Source organism: Mycobacterium sp. TH-M106 (assembly GCF_057473765.1).
The window spans coordinates 1-1,193 of sequence record NZ_JBYCLE010000612.1 but is presented as its reverse complement, the minus strand read 5'-3'; the positions used below and the strand labels follow the sequence as shown (position 1 = coordinate 1,193).

Annotated in this window: 2 protein-coding genes; one reads left to right on the top strand and one right to left on the bottom strand. The window is 64.1% G+C overall.

The annotated features are described in order from the left end of the window. Positions 1-711, top strand: a 711-nt coding sequence (locus AC2VOP_RS20790) for an alkyl sulfatase dimerization domain-containing protein (RefSeq protein ID WP_486962722.1), incomplete at its 5' end; no start/stop codon positions are given. A 107-nt stretch (positions 712-818) separates the two neighbouring features. Here AC2VOP_RS20790 and AC2VOP_RS20785 read toward each other — a convergent pair. Continuing rightward, complete coding sequence (locus AC2VOP_RS20785) at positions 819-995, bottom strand: hypothetical protein (RefSeq protein ID WP_486962721.1); 177 nt, start codon at positions 993-995, stop codon at positions 819-821. Positions 996-1,193: the final 198 nt, after the last annotated feature.

Here is a 1,193-nt window from a genome sequence, read left to right as displayed (position 1 = left end):
GTCAAGGCGATCTACCAGCGTTACATGGGCTGGTTCGACGGCAATCCGGCGCGGCTGTGGCCGCATCCGCCACAACAGCTGGCCACCCGCTACGTCGCAGCGCTCGGCGGTCTGGACCGGGTCGTTGAACTCGCCCGGCAGGCCTTCGACAGCGGCGATTTCCGCTGGGCTGCAACACTACTCGATCACGCGGTTTTCGTCGACGACACCCACGCGGATGCCCGCGCGTTGTACGCCGACACGTTGGAGCAGTTGGCCTACGGCGCAGAGAACGCCACCTGGCGCAACTTCTTCCTATCCGGTGCGGCCGAACTACGCGGCAGCGGATTCGGCACCACCACCGGACGGGTCATGTCGCTGTCGCTGCTGTCCCAGCTCACCGCGGAGCAGATGTTCGACAGTCTTGCTATCCGGGTGAACGGGCCGCGCGGCTGGGATCTCACCCTGGCGCTGGACGTTTCGTTCGCCGACATAGACACCAACTATCGGCTGACACTGTGCAACGGGGTGCTGGTGCACCGCAGGGTTCCTGCCGATGATTCCTCCGCCGACGTGACCGTGACGCTGGCCGACAAGTCACGGTTACTGGGTGTCGCGCTAGGGGATGTCGAATCGCCGGGGGTGCAGATAAGGGGTGACCGCACCGCACTGCAGCGACTGCTGGACATCCTTGAACCACCCGACTCCACCTTCAACATCGTCACACCGTGATTCGTGGCAGCGAGGCTGGCTACGCTAACGGCCTGACGCCCACCGCGGCGGGACGGGGGCTACGCGATCACCGATCCCTACGCGACACATGGGAGCCGGAGTATCGGTTATCCACCGAGCTGACGTAGCACCTCGGAAACCTGGCCCCTGACCTCATCGAATCGGCGATCGAGCTTGACGTCCAGCGCATCCACTTTCTGGTCGACACGCTCGACGAGCTCGTAGAGCGAGTCGATGTCGGCATGCTGCTGACGTACCTGACGCTGGATCTCGGGCTGGGACACTCCAGAAATCATAGCGGCCGCGAACCAAGCTCACAGGCGAAACGACGTGGGCGACACCTTCGGAGTGACGACCCGCCCCGCCACAGCTCACCCGCACGCGCTAGCTTGCTTTCGATGTCCCCGACAAGGAGGTTCGTATGGAGATCAACGGCAAGAAGGTGATCGTCATCGGCGGCGCCTCGGGCATGGGCCGGGCCA